Source organism: Dactylosporangium sucinum (genome assembly GCF_014647515.1).
GTDB lineage: Bacteria > Actinomycetota > Actinomycetes > Mycobacteriales > Micromonosporaceae > Dactylosporangium > Dactylosporangium sucinum.
Genome location: NZ_BMPI01000032.1, coordinates 69964 through 88595, shown reverse-complemented (window position 1 = coordinate 88595; position 18632 = coordinate 69964). Strand labels below are relative to the sequence as shown.

Genomic DNA, 18632 nt, shown 5'->3' with positions numbered 1-18632 from the left:
GCGGAGCTCCTCTCGTACCGGCGGGGGCGCCGGACTGCAGAGGATCGTGGCCGCACGGACCTGAAGGGACGCTGAACCCGGCGGCGTTCAGCGCGCCTTCAGCCGGCCGCGCCTACGGTGCCGGCCATGAGAACCATCGGCATGCTCGCCACCCTCGCGACGGTCGCCGCGCTGGCGCTCGCCGGATGCGGCCACAGCGCTGCGCCGGATGCGGGCGGCGCCGGCGACATCCCCGACAACCAGGCATTCGTCGCGTACCATCCGGCCGGCGCCCAATACTCGATCAAGGTGCCGGAGGGCTGGTCGCGCAGCGAGTCCGGCGGCACCGCCACGTTCACCGACAAGCTCAACACCATCACCGTGACGCTCGGCGCCGCCGCGAGCGCCCCGGACATCGCCGCCGGCCAGGCCGAGCTCGCCGCGCTGCGGAACACCACGTCGGGTTTCACTCCCGGGCAGGTGTCCATGGAGCAGCGCACGGCCGGCCCGGTGCTGCTGATCCGCTACCGTGCCGACGCCGACCCCGATCCGGTCACCGGCAAGGTCGTCAACGACGACGTCGAGCGCTACGAGTACTGGCACTCGCCGGCGGACCTGCTCACGGTGACCCTGGCCGGCCCGCACGGCGCCGACAACGTCGACCCGTGGCGCACCGTCACCGACTCGGTCCGGTGGCGGTCGTGACCGCCCCGGCGATCCGGGCCGAGCGGCTCTTCCGGTTCTTCCACAGCGGCGACGACGAGGTCCTCGCGCTGCGCGGCGTGTCGCTGCAGCTGGCGGCGGGGGAGTGGCTCGCGCTCACCGGCCCGTCCGGGTCGGGCAAGTCGACCCTGCTGGCCTGCATCGCCGGGCTCGACGAACCCGACGGTGGCAGCGTGTGGATCGCCGGCCGGCGCATCACCCGCCGGCCGGAGGCCGCCCGGGCCCGGTTGCGGGCCCGGCACGTCGGCGTGCTGTACCAGGCCGGCAACCTCCTGGAGCACCTGACGGTGGCGCAGAACATCCGCTTCGTGCGGCGGATCGCCCGGCTCCGGCCCGACGGCGACGACGTGGCCGCCCGGCTCGCCGCGGTGGGGCTCGACGGACGCGGCGGCGCGCTGCCGGGCGAGCTGTCCGGCGGCCAGGTCGCCCGGGCCGGCCTGGCCGTCGCGCTGGCCAACGACCCGCCCGTCCTCGTCGCCGACGAACCGACCGGCGAGCTCGACGAGCTGACCGAACGGGCCGTCCTCAGCCTGCTCGCGTCGCGCGCGGCCGGCGGCACCGCCGTGCTCCTCGCCAGCCACAGCCGGGCCGTCGCCCGGGCCGCGCACCGGGTGCTGCACCTGCGCGACGGGCACATCGTCGAGGGCGGGGAGGGCTGAGTGGCGACCACCGGCGACGTCTTCATCGGCGAGCATCTCGTGCGCGCGTTCGGCCCGACGACCGCCGTGCGGGACGTCACCTGCGTCGTGCCCGCCTCCGCCCGCATCGCCGTCACCGGCGTGTCCGGGTCCGGCAAGTCGACCCTGCTGCACCTCGTCGCCGGCATCGACGAGCCGACCAGCGGCGTCGCCGGCTGGCCCCGCCTCGGCGGGCACCCGCGTCGGCACCCGGGCCGGATCGGCATCGTCCTGCAGCGCCCGGCGCTCGTCCCGACCCTCGACGTCGGCGAGAACGTGGCCCTGCCACTGCTGCTGGCCGAGCGTCCGGCCGAGGCCGCCCGGCACGCCGCGGCGGCGGCCCTGCGCCTGCTCGACCTCGCCGACCTCACCGCGCGCCTGCCGCACGAACTGTCCGGCGGCCAGGCCCAGCGGGTCGCGGTCGCCCGTGCGGTCGCACCCGGACCGGACCTGATCGTCGCCGACGAGCCGACCGCGGCGCTGGACTCCGCCGGCGCCGCCCACCTCGTCGACGTCCTGCTCGCCGCCGCCGATCGCATCGGCGCCGCGCTCGTGCTGGCCACCCACGATACCGCCGTCGCCGACCGGTTCCCCGGTCGCTGGCGGATGGCGGACGGTGCCATCCGGACGGAGCCGGCATGCTGACCTGGCTCGCCGGCGTGCTGCGCCGCCGCCGCACCCGGATCGCCGCCACCGCCGCCGGCATCGCCACCGCCGTCGCCCTGCTCGCCACCGTCGGCGCGTTCCTCGGCAATGCCGAGGCGTCGATGACGCGCCGCGCCACCGCCCCCGTCGACGTGGACTGGCAGGTGCACCTCGACGCCGGTGCCGACCCGGCGGCCGCGCTGGCCGTCACCCGCGCCGAACCCGGTGTTGCCGCCGCCGTGCCGGTCCGCTACGCCGACGTGCCGGCGCTGGCCAGCCGCGTCGCCGGCACCGTCAGCACGACCGGCGCCGCGGTCGTGCTCGGCCTGCCGCCCGGCTACCGCACGACGTTCCCCCACCAGGTCCGCGACCTCGCCGGCGCCGGCGACGGTGCACTGCTGGCCCAGCAGACCGCCGCGAACCTGCGCGCAGTGCCCGGTACCGTCCTCACCGTCGAACGTCCCGGCCTCACCGCGGCGCAGGTCACCGTCGCCGGCATCGTCGACCTGCCGCACGCCGACACACTGCTCGCGACCGGCCGGCCCGGCGCCACCGCACCACCCGACAACGTCCTGATCCTGCCCGACCGGGTGTTCGCCGAGCTCTTCGACCCGATGCGGGCCACCCGGCCGGACCTCGTCGGTACGCAGCTGCACGTGCGAACCCAGCGGCAGCTGCCGCCGGCACCGGACCTCGCGTACACGGCCGCCACCGGTGCCGCCCGCCATCTCGACGCACGGCTGGCCGGCGCGGGCCACACCACCGACAATCTCGGTGCGGCCCTCGACGCCGCCCGGTCCGACGCGGCCTACGCCACCGCCCTGTTCCTGTTCCTGGCCACGCCGGGGGTCGCCCTCGCCGGGCTGCTGACGGCGACGGTCGTCGCGGTCGCCGCCCCGCGGCGCCGCCGTGAGCAGGCGCTGCTGCGCACCCGCGGCGCCACCACCCGGCAGGTGCTGGCCATCATCGCGATGGAGGCCGCGCTCAGCGGCGTCATCGGCGCCCTCGCCGGCGCCGGGGTCGCGGCGGCGCTCGGGGCCGCGGTGTTCGGCGGGCCGGGCGGGCCGGCGTGGCTCGCGGCGGCCGGGACGGCGGGCCTCGCGGTCGCCGCCGGTGCGGTCCTGCTGCCGGCCTGGCGGTCGCTGCGCACCGGCAGCGTCGCCGCCGCCCGGGCCGGCAGCGACCTGCCGGGCACCCGGCTGCCGCTGCCGCTGCGGCTCGGGCTCGACGTCGCCGCGCTCGCCGCCGCGGTACTGCTGCTGCGGGCCACCACCGGCCGCGGCTACCAGCTCGTCGTCGCGCCCGAAGGGGCGCCCCGCATCGCCGTGGACTACTGGGCGTTCGCCGGCCCGGCCCTGCTGTGGCTGGGCGCGGCCCTGCTCGTCTGGCGGGTCGTCGCGGCCGCGCTGCGGTTCGGCCGGCCCGTCCTCACGGCGCTGCTGCGACCGCTGGCCGGGCCGCTGGCCGGGACGGTCGCCGCGACCCTGCACCGCCGCCGGCAGCCGATCGCGACCGCGGCGACCCTCATCGCCTGCGCGGTCGCGTTCGCCGTCTCGACGGCCGTGTTCACCGCCACCTACCGCCAGCAGGCGGAGGTCGACGCGAGGCTCACCAACGGCGCCGACGTCACCGTCGCCATGCCGCCGGGCGCGCCGGACGGCGACGTCGCCGGCACCATCGCCGCGACCCCCGGCGTCCGGCACGTCGAGACCATCGGGCACCGGTTCGCCTACGTCGGCGCGGATCTGCAGGACCTCTATGCCGTGCGGCCGGGCACGGTGACCGCCGGTGCGCACCTCGCCGACGCCTGGTTCACGGGCGGCACCGCGGCCGGGCTGATGCGCCGGCTCGAACAGCAGCCGGACGGTGTGCTCGTGTCGGCCGAGACGGTCGTGGACTTCCAGCTGCAGCCCGGCGATCGGCTCACCCTGCGCATCACCGACAGCCGCACCGGCACACCCGTCCCGGTGACGTTCCGCTTCCTGGGTGTCGTCAACGAGTTCCCGACCGCGCCGACCGACAGTTTCCTCGTCGCGAACGAGGGCTACGTCGCCGCCCAGGCGGGTGCCGGACCCGGCACGCACCTGGTCGACACCACCGGCGCCGACCCCGGCACGGTCGCGGCGGCGCTGCGGCAGCGCATCGGGGCCGGGCCGGCGATCACCGACATCACGGCGGCCCGCGCCACCGTCGGCTCCAGCCTCACCGGCGTCGACCTCGCCGGTCTGACCCGCATCGAGCTCGGGTTCGCCCTGGCCCTCGCCGTCGCCGCCGCCGGGCTGGTGCTCGCCGTCGACCTCACCGAGCGGCGCCGCACCTTCACCATCCTCGGGGTGCTGCGCGCCCGTCCCCGCCACCTCGCCGGGTTCGTCGCGGCGGAGGCCTGCGTCGTCACCGTCCCGGCCCTGCTGCTGGGCGCGGCGCTCGGCGCCGGGATGGCGCAGTTGCTGGTCCTGATCCTCGGCGGCGCGTTCGACCCGCCGCCGGACCGCCTGGCGCTGCCCTGGGGCTACCTGGCCGGCATTGTGCTGGCGATCGTCGCGGCCGCGGCGGGGACCGTGACGGCCCTGGTCCTGGCGACCCGCAGGCCCGTGCTGTCCCTGGTCCGCGGTGACTGACGGAGCGGGACCTGCGCGCGATGCCGGGCGGCGGGCGAGCACGGGCCGGACCCCCCGCGGGGGCCCGGCCCGGTGTGACGGTTACGGCTGGACGACGAAGGTGTAGACCTTCTCGCCGGTGGTGACGCTGGTGCTGTCGGCCCGCTTCGCGGTGACCTCGAACGTGACGGGTGTCCGGCGCCGTCTCGCCGTTCAGCGACAGGAGCCGCCGTCGGCGGCGTGCGGTGCGGCGTATCCGACAAGCGGGTAACGGCACAGGTCGCGGCCGATCCTGCGGCCGTGGGCGTCCGTCGTGGCGGCGGGCAGCGTGTCGGGTGCGCGGCCGTGTTCGACCCAGTCCACGAGGGCGGCAAGCGGGTCGGTGGGTGCGGGTCCGGCCCCGCCGGAGCAGTGGGCCACGCCGGGTGCGAGGAAGACGCGGAAGAACTGATCCGTGGTACCGGTGCCTCCCGTGGCGGCGTCGACCCGGCTCCGGTACTCCACGGTGCCCTGCGGGAAGACGGCCTGGTCGGCCAGGCCGTGCCAGGTGATCATCTTGCCGCCGGCGGCGCGGAAGGCGGACAGGTCGGCATCGTCGCTGCCGATGACGGCGTCGTAGCGGGCAACCGATTCGCCGAACATCCGCTCGTACTGCGGGTAGCCGACGGTGGAGGTGTCGAACGCCGGCCGGCGCTGGACGAAGTACCGGATCCAGTCCGCCGCGAGCGGGAACGGCGCGCCGCGCCGCGGGCCGATCAGGGGTTTGACGGTGCCGGCCAGCCAGCTGAACGAGGCGCCGGGCAGCAGGCCGTACCAGAGCGGCCGACCGGTCCGGGTGACCGGCCCCTGCCAGATCCGGCGGACGACGTCGGCGACGGCCGGGCTGATGCGGATCATGGTGCCGTGACAGCGGACCATCGTGCCGACGAGCTCGCCGGGGTCGAACCGGCAGGTCTCGGGGTGACCGATGACGCCGTCGGTGACTCCGTCGTCGCCGTCGCACGCGGCGACCGCGGCGCGGTTGAAGGCGGCGAACTCGCACGCCGTCGGGTAGACGCCGGCGTCGTTCATGACGACCTGCGGCCAGAGCTGGGCGAAGGTGAGGCGGTTCCAGGAGATGGCGGGAGCGGCGGCGAGGATGCCGTCGAAGTCGCCGGGGTAGCGCTGGGCCTCGACGAGGCCCTGCCGCCCGCCGGTGGAGCAGCCGGTGAAGTACGAGTAGGCGGGTGGCCGGCCGTAGAACCGGGTCGTGATCTGCTCGCCGACGCGGCTCAGGTCGTGCACCGAGCGGTAGGCGAAGTTGTCCAGCAAGGCGGTGTTGATCGTCCGGTCGTGGCGCAGTGCCCAGGTGGGGTGCTCGGAGCGGGCCGTCGGCACGCCGGCGTCGGTGGCCGCGGCCGCGTACCCCCGCTGAACCGCCGAGACGAAGGCGCGTTTGAAGTCGCCGGCGACGAAGCCGCCCCCGCCGACGGCCTGGAACCGCCCGTTCCAGGTGGTCGTCGGCAGCCAGATCCGGATGCGGACCCGATCCCCGAACGGCGGATGGGTCAGGACGACCGTGACGTCGCAGGTCGCGGGAGCGCCGCCGGTCGCGGGCCGGCCGGGCTTGCCCGGGATGCGGAAGTTGCCCGTGGTGCCCGGGCGGGCGATCACGGACACGGACAAGATCCGTGCCCCGGGCATGGTCGGTGCGGGCAGGCGCGGGCAACCCCCTCCGCCGCGGTCGGCCCGCGCTGCCGCCCCGGCCAGGGCGGCACAGGCGACGCCCGCCACCACCATGATCGCCGCCACGAAGGTCAGCCGGCGTCTCGTCACTGCTTGCGTGTACCCGTTGGGCGGCGTGGCTCACCCGGGCCGCTGCTGCACCGGTCACGCGTCATCGGCGCCGACCGGCAGCGCCCGCCCGGTGCAGGCCGCGATGAGTAAGCATGTCCGCCGCGTGAGTGAGCACTCAGAGCCCGGTGGAGTACCGGGGACTCGAACGCTTTCCCATGAGCGTCAGTGCGGCAGCGGCGGTGGTCGCGCATGCGAGCAGCCAGCCGCCGACGACGTCACTCGGCCAGTGCGCGAGCAGCGCCACCCGGCTGATCCCGACGAGCAGTGCCCACGTGCCGGCGACGGCGGCCAGTGCGAAACGGGACCGCCGGCTCGACAGGAGCGTCCAGCCGAGGACGATGACGATGCCGGCGGCGATGGCCGAGGACGTGGTGTGCCCGGACGGGTAGGCGAAGCCGCTCGTCGCGGTGAGCCGGTCGACCGGCCTGGGGCGGTGCACGAGCAGCATCACGGCGATCCGCACGGCGCTCGTGGCGGTGACGGTCAGGAGCAGGAAGACGACACCGGTGCGGTGCTGCCGGAGGAGGAGCACGATCAGTGCCACGGCGGCCAGTGACAGCAGGACGTTCGTGTCGCCCGTGTGGGTGATGGCCGACATCGTCGCGTGCCAGGCCGGGTGGGCCGGCGTGAACCGGCGGGCGGCGCCGCTGACGGCGGCGTCGAGGCGCATCAGCGGACCGAAGCGGGCCGCGACGAGGGCGGTGAGGACGGCGAAGAGCAGGGCGGGCACCACCGCGGCGGCCCGGCGGTCAGCCACCGCCGGGTTCCAGCCGGTAGCCGACACCGCGGACGGTCCTGATCGCCGAGCGGTCGTACGGGTGGTCGATCTTCTTGCGCAGGTAGCCGACGTACACCTCGACGATGTTGGGGTCGCCGTCGAAGTTGGCGTCCCACACGTTCTCGATGACGGCGGTCTTGGTCACAACCGTGCCGGCGTTTCGCATCATGAACTCCAGCAGTGCGAACTCGCGCGGGGTGACCGCGACCTCGTCCTCACCCCGGGTCACCCGCCGCCGGGCCGGGTCGAGGCGCAGGTCGCCGGCGGCGAGCACCGCGGGCCGCTCCGGGGCGCCGCGGCGGATCAGTGCCCGCAGCCGGGCGACGAGCACCACGAACGAGAACGGCTTCGTGAGGTAGTCGTCGGCGCCGAGGTCGAGCGCGTCGGCCTGGTCGTAGTCGCCGTCCTTCGCGGTGAGCATGAGGACCGGCGTCCACACCTCCCGGTGACGCAGCCGCCGGCACACCTCGTACCCGCTGAGGCCGGGCAGCATGATGTCGAGCACGACGGCGTCGTAGGCGCCGTGCGGGGTCTCGGTGGCCGCCCACAGCCCGTCGACGCCGTTGAACATCAGGTCGGTGGTGAAGCCCTCGGCGGCGAGCCCGTCGCGGATCGTCTCGGCGAGGCCGACCTCGTCCTCGACCAGCAGTATTCGCATCCAGAATTCCTATCTGAAGGCCCGCGCCGCCGCGGCGGCCGGCTCACGGGTGGCGTCGGCGCGGCTGCGGGTCAGGTACGCCACGAGCGCCACCGACGCGACGAGGAAGACGGCGCTCGGGCCGACGGTGCCCAGCCCGAGGCCGCCGTTGTCGCGGGGCTGGGACAGCCAGTCGCCGACCGACGCGCCGAGCGGGCGGGTCAGCACGTAGGCGGCCCAGAAGGCGAGCACGGCGCCGAGCAGCCGGAGCCGGTAGCCGAGGCCGATGAGCGCGATCGCGGCGGCGAAGACGCCGGCGGAGGCCAGGTAGCCGAGGCTGACGCGCTCGGCGAGCAGGTCACCCGCGGCGGTGCCGAGCGCGAAGGTGAACAGGATGGCGGCCCAGTAGTACCACTCCCGCTTCGTGGTGACGATCGTGTGGATCGACAGCGTGCGTTCGCCGCGGTACCACAGGATGAACGTGGCGGCGAGCGCGACGGCGAAGACCGCGGTGGTGACCTCCAGCGGCACGCCGAAGTTGTCGACGAGGTTGTCGGTGATCAACGTGCCGACGACGCTGACCAGGATGACGACGAGCCAGTAGCGCCACGGTACGTAGCGCTCGGCGCGGAACTGCAGCGTGACGGCGGCGGCGGTGAGGACGGCCATCACGATCGTCGTCCAGGTGAGGCCGAGTCCGAGGTTCATGTTGAGCAGGTCGGCGGCGGTCTCGCCGACGGTGGTGGCGAGGACCTTGATGATCCAGAAGTAGACGGTGACCTCGGGAACCTTGTTGGCCGTCCGGCGCGCGATCTTCATGCCGGGCACCCTCACAGAACCGACCTGAAAGGGCGCTGAAGCCGTGGTCCCCCGGACGGGTGCCGGTCGGGTGCGACGAGCACGCCGGCGCAGGCCAGCACGTAGGCGAGGGTCAGCCATCCGTGGGCGGCGTCGGGCATCGGCACGAAGCGGGCGGTGAACAGCGCGATCCAGGCGGTCGCGGTCCACCACGGCAGCCACGACCGGCCCGCGCGGGTGCCCAGCACGTCCCACAGGGCGGCTCCGACGACCAGGCCGGCCACGTAGTACCGGTTGGTGCCGGGGTCGAGCACGATCCGCGCGGCGACGGCGAGCAGCACGATCGCCGGCCAGCGACCGCGGCGCCAGGCGAGCAGCGCGAGGGCGACGCCGAGCGCGGCCTGCGCCGGCCGGTCCCAGGGTGGTGTCCGGGCGTCGTGCACGCCGAGGACGCGCAGCGCCGACAGCTCCGTGTTGGGGATGGTGAAGTGCAGCGCGTTGCTCGTGGCCGGGTCGGCGAGGAAGAACGGCAGCCAGGCCGCGGCGATGACGGCGGTGGTCACCGCGGCGCCGAGCACGACCCTGCGGCCGGTGCCGAGCAGCAGGAGCAGGCAGGCGAACGGCAGCGCCCAGGGCTTCGCGTCGACCGCCAGGCCGAGCAGTGCCCCGGCCAGGACCGCCCGGCCGCTGAGGGCGGCCCGCAGGCCGAGGACGGTGAACAGCAGCGCCAGCACGTCGTCGAGGTGGGCGACGCCGACGGCGAGGAACATCCAGACCGGCATCACGCACAGCCCGGCGGCGGCGACGCGCTGGTCGATCGTGCGCCGGCCGAGGTCCGGCCGGACGAGCGTCGCGATCTGCCGGATCTGCCACAGGATCGTGAGGCCGGCGGCGGCGCCCAGCACCTGCCAGATCGCGAGCGCGCCGGCGACGCCCCAGGGCATCGCCAGCAGTGCGGCCAGGAGCGCGACCGGGCCGATCTGCAGGACCGGCGCGGCGGCGTAGAGGTGCAGGCCGCCACGCACCGGGTCGTCGAGGTCGGCGAGCGCCCGGGCGCCCTGGACGAAGAAGTGCCACGAGGTTCCGCCGTTCCAAGCCATGCCGATGAACCACACGACGGTCCAGCCGGCCAGCGCGACCGCCGCGGGGCGGGCGCGTACCACTGCCATGTCCACCATGGCGGGGGACGGTACGGCCGCGTGGCTGAACGCCGCCTGAAACGCGCTGTGCCCCGATGTGGTGACCTTGCCGTGGCGCCGCTCGCCGGCACCAATGTACTCCTACAGCCTGTAGGAATGGCATGCGGCACAAGCCTGCTGCGCGCCACTCGGGGAGCGGCGGCCGATCGCAGCCAGGTCGCGCTACAGCCAGGCGCGGGCGACCGCGACGAAGTCGGCGACGGCGGTGGCTCCGGCGGCGGCTCCGGCGGTGGCGGAGGCGAAGACGACCGCCGCGGCCCCGGCGGTGGCGGGCCGCGCGCCGCTGGGTGCCGGGTGGGTGAGCGCGGCGACCCGGCGCGAGACGTCCGAGCCGCCGGCCGCGAGTCCGCCGGCCGGCCGGCCGGCTCCGGCGAGGGCAGCCTTCGCGATCGCGCGGGCCACCGCGCGGCGGTCGCCGACCACGAGGGCGGCGGCCTCGTCCGCGCTGCGTTCGACGAGCAGGGTGACGACCCGGGCGACGGGGCGCAGCAGCGGGTTGACCGCCGCCGCGGCCGCGGCGAACGCGACCGTGCGGTGGTGACGCCGCCGCAGGTGGGCCTCCTCGTGCGCGAGGACCGCGGTGCGTTCGGTCCGGTCGAGCAGGCGCAGCAGGCCCGCGGTGACCAGGACGTGACCGGGCCGCCCGGCGCCGGCCGGCACCGCGACGGCGTGCGCCCCGGGCAGGTCGGCGACGAGCAGCCCGCCGTGCGCCGTCCCGGCGGCGCGCAGGTCCCGGGCGACGGCGCGGTCGCGGCGCAGGCCGGCCACGAACTGCCAACCGGCCCAGGCCAGGGCGGCCGCGGCGGCGAGTGCGACCGGGCCCGGGACCGGCTCGGGCAGCGGTGAGGCCGCCGTGTGTTCGCGGGCCTCCAGCGCCGGGAGGTCGTCGAGCAGCGTCAGCGCCAGCAGCACCAGGCTGGCGGTGCTCACCGCCGCGGCCAGCACGGCCGCCGCGGCCAGCGCGCGGGCCGCCCGCTCGGGCGCCGCGGCGGCGGCCAGTGGCCGGGCGGCGACGGCCAGGAGGACGGGCAGCAGCAGCGGCAGGTAGACGGCGAGGTTCACGGCTGGTCGCCCTCCAGCAGGGCGCGCAGGGTGGCCAGGTCCTCCTCGGCGAGGTCGTTGGTGAACCTGCGCAGCACCGCCTGGCGGTCCGCGGGGCCGTCGAGCACCGCGCGCATCTGCTGGGCCGCGGCGGTCGCGGCGTCCCGGGCCGGCCAGTACACGTGGCCGCGGCCGGCCGTGCGCCGCTCGACGAGGCCCTTGTCGTGCATCCGGACCAGGATCGTCTGCACGGTGTTGTACGCGAGGCCGGGGTCGAGGGCCGTCTGCAACTGGGCTGTGGACAGCGGCTCCCCGGCGGCCCACAGGGCAGCCATCGCCTGCGCCTCGAGCGAGCCCGGTGGCCGCCGTGCGGAGGATTCTGCCACCCCCTCACCATAGCGGTGGCCTGCCGGGTTGACTCGCTCCTACATCGTGTAGGAGATTGTGGGCGTTAGGTTAGCCTACGCTTGGAGCGCACCTGTGGGATCGGTCTTCTTCGCCAGCTACCTCATCGGGCTGCGCGACGGACTCGAGGCGTCCCTCGTCGTCAGCATCCTGGTCGCGTTCCTGCGAACCCAGACCGAAGGCACCCAGACCGAAGACACCCAGACCGGCGGCACCCGGAACGGCGGCCCGGCCCGCGGCCGGTTGCGCCAGGTCTGGGCCGGCGTCGCCGCCGCCGTCCTCGTGTCCGCCGCCGTCGGCGTGCTCCTGACCACCGTCGCCGGCCGGCTGGGCAGCGGCACCCGGATGGAGCTGTTCGAGGCGGTCACGTCCCTCGCCGCCGTCGCCCTGGTCACCTGGATGATCTTCTGGATGCGCCGCTCCGCCCGCACCCTGCGTGGCGAGCTGACCGGCCGTCTCTCCGACGCCGTCGCCATGGGCGGCTGGGCGGTCGCCACGATGGCGTTCTTCGCCGTCCTGCGCGAGGGCGTCGAGATGGTCCTGCTGGTCTTCGCCGCCGCCGAGGGTGCCGCCGACTCGGCCGCGCCGCTGGCCGGCATGCTGCTGGGCATCGCCACCGCCGTCGCGATGGGCTGGGTCATCGCCCGCGCCACCGTGCGGATCAACCTCGGGCGGTTCTTCACCTGGACCGGCGTGCTGCTCATCCTCGTCGCGGCGGGCATTCTGAAGTACGGCGTCCACGGCCTGCAGAGCGCCGGCGTGCTGCCCGGCGGCGGTCGCGACGCCTTCGACCTCACCACCCTCGTCGACCCCACCTCGTGGTACGCCACGCTGCTCGCCGGCACCGTCAACCTCACGCCACGGGCCAGCGCGCTGGAGATCACCGCCTGGCTCGCCTTCGCGTGCGTGATGCTCGCCCTGTTCTTCCGCCCCGCCCCGCGGCGGGCCCGGGCGCACGGGTTCGTCGCGATCGCCGCCGTGGTCACCCTCGCCGGCCTCACCCCCGGCGGGTGCGGCGGCCCGGCGGCCCGGCCCGGCGGTGCACCGCAGCCCGGGCGGATCTCGGTCGCCGCCACCGACACCGCCTGCACCCTCAGCACCGATCAGACGACGGGCGGCACGACCATCTTCACCATCGACAACAAGGGCACCAAGGTCACCGAACTGTACGTCTACGGCACCGCCGACCGGGTCGTCGGCGAGGTCGAGAACGTCGCACCCGGCGTCAGCCGGGAGCTGCGGGTCGACCTCACGCCCGGCACGTACACCGTCGCCTGCAAGCCGGGCATGATCGGCGCCGGCATCCGCAGCACCCTCACCATCACCGGCTCGCCGAGCGCCGCCGGCTGATCGCACACCGGCCCGGCCGGCGCGGCCGACGCGCTCGCCGAGCAGGTCGCCGCCGTCGCGCCGGTCGTCGCCGGGCGCTGACACCGGCAGCCGCTCCGCACGCCGTCTTCAACGGATTCTCAGCTTCACCGGCCTACCGTGGCCGCCGAACGACAGACCCGACCAGCGAGGAGACCACCGTGCGGTACCTGGACCCCGAATGGCTCATCTCCACCTTCGGGGTGCTGGGCATTCTCGCGATCGTCTTCGCCGAGTCGGGCCTGCTCATCGGGTTCTTCCTGCCTGGCGACTCGCTGCTGTTCACCACGGGCCTGCTGGTCGCCGGCGGGCAGTACCTGCACCTGCCGCTGTGGCTGGTCATCGTGCTCATCGTCGCCGCCGCCATCGCCGGCGACCAGGTCGGCTACGTCTTCGGCCGCCGGGTCGGACCGGCGCTGTTCCGCCGGCCGAACTCGCGGCTGTTCAAGCAGGAGAACCTCACCCGGGCGCAGGAGTTCTTCGACCGCTACGGGGCGCGCTCCATCGTCCTGGCCCGGTTCGTGCCGATCGTGCGCACGTTCACCCCGATCGTCGCCGGCGCCTCCCGCATGCACTACCGCACCTTCGTGCTCTACAACGTCATCGGCGGCGCGGTGTGGGGCACCGGCGTGACCCTGCTCGGCTACTACCTCGGCCAGATCGAGTTCGTGAAGTCCAACATCGAGCTCATCCTCATCGGCATCGTCGTGCTGTCGGTCGTGCCGATCGTCGTCGAACTGCTGCGCGGCCGGGTCCGCGCCCGTTCATGAATTTCTCAGCAACGCCTCGCCAGGATGCCGGGCGTGACTGTAGACGCACACCACCTGACGTATCCCGAGGCGATCGTCGTCGGCCTCCTGCAGGGCGTGACCGAGCTGTTCCCGGTGTCCAGCCTGGGCCACAGCGTGCTGCTGCCGGCGCTGCTCGGCGGCCGCTGGGCCCGCGACCTCGACGTGTCGGCACCCGAGTCGCCGTACCTGGCGTTCGTCGTGGGGCTGCACGTGGCGACGGCGCTCGCGCTGCTGCTGTTCTTCTGGCGTGACTGGCTGCGCATCATCACCGGCCTCGTGACGTCGGTGCGGTACCGGCGCATCGAACGCCCGGACGAGCGCCTCGCCTGGATGATCGTGCTGGCGACGATCCCGGTCGGGGTCAGCGGGCTGGTGCTGGAGCACACGTTCCGCACGGTGCTGGGCCGGCCGGTCCCCGCGGCGATCTTCCTGACCGTCAACGGCGTGCTGCTGTACGGCTTCGAACGACTGCGCCGCGGTGCCACCACGGCGAACGCCGCAACGGTACCGGCGGTACCAGTGGCAACATCGGCCCCACTGGCATCAGGGGCACCGGCGCCACTGGCGGCAGGTACGGCGCCGGATCCCCGCGATCCCGGCGACATCGGCGACCCGGGCGTCGCGTCGGACCGGCGGATCGCGGGCGGCTCCTTCGGCCGGGCGATCCTCATCGGTACCGCGCAGGTGCTCGCCCTGCTGCCCGGGATCAGCCGGTCCGGCGCGACCCTCGGCGCCGGGCTGCTCAAGGGCCTGTCGCACGAGGACGCGGCCCGGTTCTCGTTCCTGCTCGCCACGCCGGTCATCCTCGCCGCCGGCGTGCTGAAGATCCCCGACCTGTTCGGCCCCCTCGGCGCCGGCATCCACGGCCAGGTCCTGGCCGGCAGCCTCGCGGCGGGCGTCGCGGCGTACGGCTCCGTGCGGTTCCTGACCAGGTACTTCGAAACCCGGACGCTCACCCCGTTCGCCGGATACTGTGTCGTGGTCGGCCTCGGCAGCCTCGTCTGGCTGCTGGCCGCGTAGTCCCGGCCGCCAGCGCCGCGCTTCAGCGTCCTTTCAGCCGCCGGCTGGGAGCGTGAGCCGTCGACGCGCCCTGGCCCAGGGAGCGCGGGACCCCCAAGGACTGTCATGCAGCGCAACCCGATGCCGCCCACGCCGGCGGCCGACCCGGCGGCCCGGAACGGGGGCCGATCGTGGGGCCGGTCCTGGGGCCGGGCCGCGCTGTTCGTGGCGGCCCTCGCCGTGGTGGTGTGGGCCGCGAGCCATGCCTCGGCGGTCGGCGCCTCCTGGTCGCGGGCCGGGCACCTCATCGCCGGCCTGGGCTGGGGGTGGCTGCTGCTGCTCGGTGTCGTGTGGTTCCTCGGCCTGTGGGTGCACACGGTGGTCCTGACCGCGTCGCTGCCGGGCCTCACCCACCGGCGGGCGCTGACCCTGAACCTGTCCGGCAGTGCGGTGTCCAACGTCCTGCCCCTCGGCGGCCTCGCCGGCACGACGCTGAACCTCGGCATGATCCGCGGCTGGGGGCACAGCAACCTCGACTTCGCCCGGTTCGTCATCGTGTCGAAGGCCACCGACCTGGTGGCGAAGCTGACGATGCCGCTCGTCGCCGTCGTCGCGCTCCTGCTGTGGGGCGTCGCACCGGGCGGCCACGGCGGGTGGTGGCTCGCGGCTGCCGCCGTCGCGGCCGCCGCCGGGTCGCTCGTCGTCGCGGCGCTGCTCGGCCGCGCCACGCCCCTGCTGCACCTCGTCGCCGCCGCCGAGCGGGTCCGGGACCGGATCGGCCGCCGCGCAAGCGCGCCCCGCACCACGTGGACGGCCGCGGTGACCGACTTGCTCGACGGCACCGACCGGCTCGTCCGGCGCCGCTGGGCGCGGCTCAGCTGGGGGATGGCCGCGTACTGGCTGCTGCAGGGCGCCCTGCTGTGGTACTGCTGCATCGCCGTGGGCCTGCACCTCTCGGTGCCGGTCGTGTTCGCCGCCCTCGTGGCCGAGCGCGCCCTCACCCTGCTGGCGATCACGCCCGGCGGTGCCGGCCTGGTCGAGGCCGGCACGATCGGCGTGCTCATCGCCCTCGGTGTCGACCCGACGGCCGCGCTCGCCGCGGTGCTGCTGTTCCGCGCCTTCGTCTTCGCCGCCGAGATTCCCGTCGGCGGCCTCGCCACCGGCCTCTGGCTGGCGTCGCGGCGCACGTCGCGGCGCGTCGCCTGAGCCGCACCTCGAACCCTCGGAGGCCCGCATGCGCATCGCTCACGTCACCGACGTCTACCTGCCCCGGCTCGGCGGCGTCGAGCTCCAGGTCCACGACCTGGTCACCCGCCAGCGCGCCGCCGGGCACGACACGCTCGTGATCACCACCACGCCGGGCCCGAGCGGCCGGCGGGTCGTGCGGCTGGGCGACGACCTGCTCGGGGCCGGACCCTACCGGGTGCTGCCCGGCCGTTCGCTCGTCGACGTCCTGCGGGTCTACGGCGTCGACGTGGTGCACGCCCACGTCTCGGCGCTGTCGCCGATGGCGTGGACGGCCGGCGGGCTGGCCGCGTCGAGCGGCCGGCCCACCGTGGTCTCGGTGCACTCGATGTGGCACGGCATGGTGCGGCTCGTGCGCGGCTACGCCCGCCTCCGCTCGGCCGCGACGTGGCCGGTGATGTGGGCGGCGGTCAGCAACGCGGCCGCGGCCGCCGTCAGCGAGGCGCTCGACGGCACGCCCGTGACGGTGCTGCCCAACGGGATCGATCCGGCCGAGTGGCGGCTGCCCACGCCGCCGCGGGCCGGCGGCGTGCCGACCATCGTCAGCGTCATGCGGATGGTCCGCCGCAAGCGTCCCCGGGCGCTGCTCGGCGCCGTCCGCGCCCTGCGGGCCACGCACGGCCGGCGGTTCCGGGCCGTCCTCGTCGGGGACGGCCCGCTGCTGCCCGGACTGCGTCGCGAGGTCACCGACGCCGGGCTCGGCGACCAGGTCCGGCTCACCGGCGCCCTGGACCGCGACGCCATCCGCCGGCTGCTGGCCACCGCGGACCTGTACGTGGCGCCGGCGCCCCGCGAGTCGTTCGGCATCGCCGCCCTGGAGGCGCGCAGCGCCGGCGTGCCGGTGCTGGCGCGGGCCGGCAGCGGTGTCGCCGACTTCGTCCGGCACGGCACCGAGGGCTGGCTGGTGGGTTCGGACGAGGAGCTGTACGCGACGATCGCCGCGCTGCTCGACGACCCCGGGCGGCTCGCCGCCGTCGCCGCCCACAACCGGGCCGTCGCGCCGCGCGTGCACTGGGAGGCCGTCCTGGACACCGCCGACGCGCTCTACGCCGCCGCCGGGCTGCGGCACGGCGTGGCCCCCGATCGGCGACTGCTCGGCAGCCCGGCATGAGCCGCCGGTACACCCTTGTCGCCTTCCACGCCCACCCGGACGACGAGGCGCTGCTCACCGGCGGCACCCTGGCCCGGGCCGCCGCCGAAGGGCACCGGGTGGTGCTGGTGACGGCCACGCTCGGCGGCGCCGGTCTGGCGGCCGGTGCGGCGGGCGAGGAACTGGCCGGGCGGCGGCACCGCGAGCTCCTCGCCGCCGCGGCGGCGCTCGGCTGCGCGCGGGTGGAGACGCTCGGGTACCGCGACTCGGGCCTGCACGGCGACGCCCCCGGGCCGGGTCGCTTCGCCGACGCGCCGGTCGACGAGGCCGCGGCGCTGCTCGCGACGATCCTGCGGGAGGAGCACGCGGACGTGCTGACCAGCTACGACGCCCGGGGCGGGTACGGGCACCCCGACCACGTCCAGGTGCACCGCGTGGCCGCCCGGGCCGCCCGGCTCGCCGACACCCCGGTGGTCCTCGAGGCGACGGTGGACCGGGGCGCGCTCCGGCCGCTGCTGGCCCTGTCGCGGTTCGCCGGCCGGCTGCTGCCGGCGCTGCCGCTCGGGCCGGTCGCCACCGCCTTCACCGGCCGCGCCGAGCTGACCCACGCGGTGGACGTGCGGCGGTTCCTGGGCCAGAAACGTGCCGCGTTGCGCGCCCACGCCAGCCAGGCCGAGGGCGGCCGGGGCCCGCGCACCCTCGCCGTGCTCAGCCGCCTGCCCGGCCCGCTGTTCGCCGCCGTCGCCGGCCGCGAGTGGTTCGTCGAGGCGGGCCGCCGGCCCGGCGGTGCCCTCGACGACGACGTGTTCGCCAGCCTCCGCCGGGCGGCGCTCAGGAATCCAGGCCCAGCTCCGTGAGGATCTGCGTCACCCGGGCGTCCTGCTCGCGCAGGAACTCGCCGAAGTCGGCGCCGGCCAGGTAGCTGTCGGTCCACCGGTGCCCGGCGATCGCCTGCTGCCACGGGTCCGACCCGCGCAGCCTGGACACGGCCGTGCCGAGGGCGGCCGTCGCCGGCGCGTCGAGGCCGGGCGGCGCCACCAGCCCGCGCCAGTTGGCGAACAGCACGTCCAGGCCCGTCTCGCGCAGCGTCGGCGCGTCGATGCCGGCGACGCGGCGCTGCCCCGTCGTGGCCAGCACCCGCAGCTGGCCGGAGTCGATCTGCCCGGCGACCTCACCGAGGCTGGACACCCCGACCGCGACCCGCGCGGAGAGCACCGCGGCGAGCAGGACCCCGCCGCCGTCGTGCTGGGCGTAGCGCACCGTCGGCGGCGCGATCCCGGCGGCCTTCGCCATGAGCATCGCCGCGAGATGGTCGGGTCCGCCGGGGGAGGAGCCGCCCCCGACGGCCAGCCCGCCCGGGTCGGCGCGCCAGGCCCGCACCAGCGCGTCCAGGTCGCGCAGCGGCGAGTCGCGGGTGACGACCACGACCTCCGGCTCCTCGATCAGCCGGGCGACCGGCGTGACGTCACCGAGCGTGACCGAGATCGGCGTGGTGTGCTGGGCACCGACGATGCCGAGGCCCATGAGCATCAGCAGGGACCCGTTGCCGCGCTCGTACACCAGGCGGCGCAGCCCGACCATGCCGCCCGCACCGGGCAGGTTGAACACCTCGACGCCGCGGCTGACCGCGGCGACGTCCATGGCCGTCGCCACGGTGCGGGCCGTGATGTCGTAGCCGCTGCCCGGCGCGTTGGGCACCATCAGCCGCAGCTCGGGGTCGTCGCGCGCCGCGCAGCCGCCGGCCAGCAGCACGGCCAGCGGCGCGGTGAGCAGCGACCGGCGATCCATCCGCCCACAATAGGCGCCTTGCCGTTGCGCGCCCGG

18 protein-coding genes are annotated in these 18632 nt (G+C 75.4%); 10 read left to right on the top strand and 8 right to left on the bottom strand.

The genetic code is table 11. The annotated features are described in order from the left end of the window. Nucleotides 1-126: 126 nt before the first annotated feature. Genes IEZ31_RS56960 through IEZ31_RS29650 form a run of 4 tightly spaced genes read left to right on the top strand, consistent with a single transcriptional unit; the run spans nucleotide 127 to nucleotide 4642 of the window. Nucleotides 127-684, top strand: coding sequence for a hypothetical protein (locus IEZ31_RS56960; RefSeq protein ID WP_229835965.1), 558 nt, complete (start codon nucleotides 127-129; stop codon nucleotides 682-684). Next, nucleotides 681-1361 (top strand): ABC transporter ATP-binding protein, encoded by a 681-nt coding sequence (locus tag IEZ31_RS56955; protein WP_229835964.1) that lies wholly within the window; start codon nucleotides 681-683, stop codon nucleotides 1359-1361. Before IEZ31_RS56960 ends, IEZ31_RS56955 begins: the two co-directional genes overlap by 4 nt. Further along, complete coding sequence (locus IEZ31_RS29655) at nucleotides 1362-2024, top strand: ABC transporter ATP-binding protein (RefSeq protein ID WP_190253300.1); 663 nt, start codon at nucleotides 1362-1364, stop codon at nucleotides 2022-2024. After that, complete coding sequence (locus tag IEZ31_RS29650) at nucleotides 2018-4642, top strand: FtsX-like permease family protein (RefSeq protein WP_190253299.1); 2625 nt, start codon at nucleotides 2018-2020, stop codon at nucleotides 4640-4642. Before IEZ31_RS29655 ends, IEZ31_RS29650 begins: the two co-directional genes overlap by 7 nt. 192 nt (nucleotides 4643-4834) lie before the next feature. On the opposite strand, the gene IEZ31_RS29645 is transcribed toward IEZ31_RS29650, so the two are convergent. The 7 genes from IEZ31_RS29645 to IEZ31_RS29615 form a co-directional block, all read right to left on the bottom strand. Beyond that, on the bottom strand, nucleotides 4835-6436 hold the full coding sequence (locus IEZ31_RS29645; protein ID WP_190253298.1) for a tannase/feruloyl esterase family alpha/beta hydrolase: 1602 nt from the start codon (nucleotides 6434-6436) through the stop codon (nucleotides 4835-4837). Between the two features lie 136 nt (nucleotides 6437-6572). Continuing rightward, complete coding sequence (locus IEZ31_RS29640) at nucleotides 6573-7214, bottom strand: phosphatase PAP2 family protein (RefSeq protein ID WP_190253297.1); 642 nt, start codon at nucleotides 7212-7214, stop codon at nucleotides 6573-6575. Further along, nucleotides 7207-7893 (bottom strand): response regulator transcription factor, encoded by a 687-nt coding sequence (locus IEZ31_RS29635; RefSeq protein WP_190253296.1) that lies wholly within the window; start codon nucleotides 7891-7893, stop codon nucleotides 7207-7209. The genes IEZ31_RS29640 and IEZ31_RS29635 overlap by 8 nt, the downstream gene beginning before the upstream one ends. 9 nt (nucleotides 7894-7902) lie before the next feature. Next, the gene (locus tag IEZ31_RS29630; protein WP_190253295.1) at nucleotides 7903-8691 is read right to left on the bottom strand and encodes a COG4705 family protein; all 789 of its coding nucleotides are present in this window, start codon (nucleotides 8689-8691) and stop codon (nucleotides 7903-7905) included. 11 nt (nucleotides 8692-8702) lie between these two features. Then, nucleotides 8703-9848, bottom strand: coding sequence for a hypothetical protein (locus IEZ31_RS29625; protein WP_190253294.1), 1146 nt, complete (start codon nucleotides 9846-9848; stop codon nucleotides 8703-8705). 183 nt (nucleotides 9849-10031) lie between these two features. Next, the gene (locus IEZ31_RS29620) at nucleotides 10032-10931 is read right to left on the bottom strand and encodes a M48 family metalloprotease (RefSeq protein WP_190253293.1); all 900 of its coding nucleotides are present in this window, start codon (nucleotides 10929-10931) and stop codon (nucleotides 10032-10034) included. Further along, nucleotides 10928-11296, bottom strand: coding sequence for a BlaI/MecI/CopY family transcriptional regulator (locus IEZ31_RS29615; RefSeq protein ID WP_190253292.1), 369 nt, complete (start codon nucleotides 11294-11296; stop codon nucleotides 10928-10930). Before IEZ31_RS29615 ends, IEZ31_RS29620 begins: the two co-directional genes overlap by 4 nt. 94 nt (nucleotides 11297-11390) lie before the next feature. Here IEZ31_RS29615 and efeU point away from each other — a divergent pair, with 94 nt between their 5' ends. The 6 genes from efeU (at nucleotide 11391) to IEZ31_RS29585 (ending at nucleotide 17665) form a co-directional block, all read left to right on the top strand. Then, entirely contained in the window at nucleotides 11391-12665 is a 1275-nt protein-coding gene (gene efeU / locus IEZ31_RS29610; RefSeq protein WP_190253291.1) for an iron uptake transporter permease EfeU, read from the top strand. A 179-nt stretch (nucleotides 12666-12844) separates the two neighbouring features. Continuing rightward, nucleotides 12845-13453: a DedA family protein gene (locus IEZ31_RS29605; protein ID WP_190253290.1), complete on the top strand. Its 609-nt coding sequence runs from the start codon at nucleotides 12845-12847 to the stop codon at nucleotides 13451-13453. Between the two features lie 33 nt (nucleotides 13454-13486). Then, complete coding sequence (locus IEZ31_RS29600; RefSeq protein WP_229835963.1) at nucleotides 13487-14494, top strand: undecaprenyl-diphosphate phosphatase; 1008 nt, start codon at nucleotides 13487-13489, stop codon at nucleotides 14492-14494. Between the two features lie 105 nt (nucleotides 14495-14599). Then, a complete protein-coding gene (locus tag IEZ31_RS29595; protein WP_190253288.1) occupies nucleotides 14600-15679 on the top strand; it encodes a lysylphosphatidylglycerol synthase transmembrane domain-containing protein in 1080 nt (359 codons plus the stop codon). A gap of 28 nt (nucleotides 15680-15707) precedes the next feature. Further along, nucleotides 15708-16829 carry a glycosyltransferase family 4 protein gene (locus IEZ31_RS29590; protein WP_190253287.1) on the top strand — a complete coding sequence of 374 codons (1122 nt, stop codon included), beginning with the start codon at nucleotides 15708-15710 and terminating at the stop codon, nucleotides 16827-16829. Then, complete coding sequence (locus tag IEZ31_RS29585; protein ID WP_190253286.1) at nucleotides 16826-17665, top strand: PIG-L deacetylase family protein; 840 nt, start codon at nucleotides 16826-16828, stop codon at nucleotides 17663-17665. Before IEZ31_RS29590 ends, IEZ31_RS29585 begins: the two co-directional genes overlap by 4 nt. On the opposite strand, the gene IEZ31_RS29580 is transcribed toward IEZ31_RS29585, so the two are convergent. Then, entirely contained in the window at nucleotides 17640-18596 is a 957-nt protein-coding gene (locus IEZ31_RS29580; protein WP_229835962.1) for a Bug family tripartite tricarboxylate transporter substrate binding protein, read from the bottom strand. The two genes, IEZ31_RS29585 and IEZ31_RS29580, sit on opposite strands and share 26 nt — an antisense overlap. Between the last annotated feature and the right edge of the window lie 36 nt (nucleotides 18597-18632).

Bases quoted from the DNA above. Each gene is read 5' to 3' on its own strand.
- IEZ31_RS29625 (WP_190253294.1), bottom strand. From the start codon at position 9,848: ATGGTGGACATGGCAGTGGTACGCGCCCGCCCCGCGGCGGTCGCGCTG.
- IEZ31_RS29595 (WP_190253288.1), top strand. From the start codon at position 14,600: ATGCAGCGCAACCCGATGCCGCCCACGCCGGCGGCCGACCCGGCGGCC.
- IEZ31_RS29650 (WP_190253299.1), top strand. From the start codon at position 2,018: ATGCTGACCTGGCTCGCCGGCGTGCTGCGCCGCCGCCGCACCCGGATC.
- IEZ31_RS29635 (WP_190253296.1), bottom strand. From the start codon at position 7,893: ATGCGAATACTGCTGGTCGAGGACGAGGTCGGCCTCGCCGAGACGATC.
- IEZ31_RS29585 (WP_190253286.1), top strand. From the start codon at position 16,826: ATGAGCCGCCGGTACACCCTTGTCGCCTTCCACGCCCACCCGGACGAC.
- IEZ31_RS29590 (WP_190253287.1), top strand. From the start codon at position 15,708: ATGCGCATCGCTCACGTCACCGACGTCTACCTGCCCCGGCTCGGCGGC.
- IEZ31_RS56960 (WP_229835965.1), top strand. From the start codon at position 127: ATGAGAACCATCGGCATGCTCGCCACCCTCGCGACGGTCGCCGCGCTG.
- IEZ31_RS29630 (WP_190253295.1), bottom strand. From the start codon at position 8,691: ATGAAGATCGCGCGCCGGACGGCCAACAAGGTTCCCGAGGTCACCGTC.
- IEZ31_RS29580 (WP_229835962.1), bottom strand. From the start codon at position 18,596: ATGGATCGCCGGTCGCTGCTCACCGCGCCGCTGGCCGTGCTGCTGGCC.